1 protein-coding gene is annotated in these 1992 nt (G+C 36.4%); it reads left to right on the top strand.

Features of this window, described 5'->3' with window-relative positions; all coding sequences use genetic code 11:
* Positions 1–364 precede the first annotated feature (364 nt).
* The coding region (locus AC1DSL_RS17590; RefSeq protein WP_477533221.1) for an efflux RND transporter permease subunit at positions 365–1992 on the top strand (1628 nt) is incomplete at its 3' end.

Genomic DNA, 1992 nt, shown 5'->3' with positions numbered 1-1992 from the left:
GAAACGGCGTGACCCCTAACCCCTTATAACAACGTAATCGTCTGAAAATACCTTTGTTCTTTTCGAACAATACGTTGCATAGTTTGAGAGGTTATTAGGATGTTTTCTCATGTTCAAAACATCACTCCGTTTACTTTTCCATTATCTTCTAAGTCTTAGGTCTTAGAAAAATATAATCCTAAGGATCAATGTGGAAGATACTCCTTTTTTTTACAATGAAGATGCAACTGAAACGATGGTAAGAAGGGAGCACATAGTTTGAATTAAGTTTTTGTAAAGTTTAATAAAAGTCTGATTTTTCGTTTTGCATTTATAGTATATTTCTTTTGATATCAAATTTGTAATTTTATGGAGGGAACTTGTTATGTCGATATTTACCAAGTGGGCTTTTCGTAACAGGGCTGCTGTCGCTGTATTAACCATTTTAATATTGGTGATAGGTATTGTCAGCTATTTTAGATTGCCTATGGAATTTTTACCATCTGCGGATAATCCGCAAGTCACCATTATTTCCGTTGGACAGGGAACTGACTCCAATACGATGGAATCAGAAGTAACCTATCCGATTGAAAGAGCTGTTGCAGGATTGAATGGAAAAACATCCGTCTATTCTACAACAGGAGATGGATTTTCAAAAGTAGACCTGTTTTTCGAAGCAGGATATGATATGAAACAAGCCAAACAGGATGTGCAAGATGCGTTAAGTAATGTAGCTTTGCCGCACTATATATCCAAGCCAACAATATCACAGCTTAATACATCTATGATTCCAATTGCAAACATTGCTGTCACCTTTGAAGAAGGTGTGACTACAGAAAATATAGATTTTGCACGTGAAGAGCTTCAATCTCTTTATCAAGAAATAAAAGGTGTTTCCAGTGTAGATCTATATGGGATTACAGATTCCGTCATTTCCGTGAATATTGATGATGAAAAATTGGCTGAAAATCAAATTTCTCTTCAAACAGTTATAGGCATTCTTAATGGTCAAAATACTGCTGTAGCTGTCGGTGAAAAGATTATTGACGGAAAAACAAGCAATATTAAAGTAATCGGTGATTTAACAAGCATTGAAAAACTAAAAGGCTTAACTGTTTCACCCAGTGTGACGCTTGGAGATATTGCAACAATTGAAGAAACAAAAGATGCAAATTTCATTAGCCGATTTAATGGAAAAGAAAGCCTAGATATTAGCATCACAAAGGACAGTCAATCCAATGCGGTGACTATTAGTAAAGAAGTAGAAAAAGTAACAAAGGAAATCAACGAAAAGTATGATCAGCAGGAATCTGTTATTTACATATCCTCTGCTGATATGGTTCAAAATTCCGTTCACACTATGATAAAAGAAGTTCTTCTTGGTGCACTATTTGCAACAATCGTCATTATGGTTTTCCTGAGAAATATCCGTTCTACTTTTATTACCATAATATCGATTCCTCTATCCCTGTGTTTCACACTATTCCTTCTGTCTTGGTCTGGTGTGACATTGAATATCTTAACACTCGGTGGTGTCGCTGTTGCAGTTGGACGCCTAGTAGATGACAGTATTGTCGTTATCGAAAATATTTTCCGAAAAATGCAAACAGAGAAATTCTCAGTTCAAATGGTAATTGACGCAACGAAGCAAGTGGGGGTTGCTATTACTGCCTCTACATTAACAACAGTAGCCGTTTTCTTACCGATGAGTTTACTGAATGGTGGACTTCAAGAATTTCTTTTACCATTCGCTTTAACCGTTACTTATTCCTTGCTAGCATCCTTGATTGTCGCGTTGACTGTTGTTCCGTTAATGAGTGCGGGATTATTAAAGAATACAAAGCTTCCTGAACATAAACCAGCTGTTCGTTTTCCAAAAGTAGTTACATGGTCCTTAAATCATAAATGGATTGTTTTCTCGATATCCAGCCTCCTTTTCATCGGATCCATAGGCACTTATTTTTTCTTTCAAAAAGGTGCAGTTGACAGATCCTCTGCTGACTATGTCCTGAC

The sequence above is a fragment of the Paenisporosarcina sp. P4_D4 genome, assembly GCF_056401835.1.
Note: the sequence above shows the minus strand (reverse complement) of the source record. Positions and strands in the feature narration are given on the sequence as shown.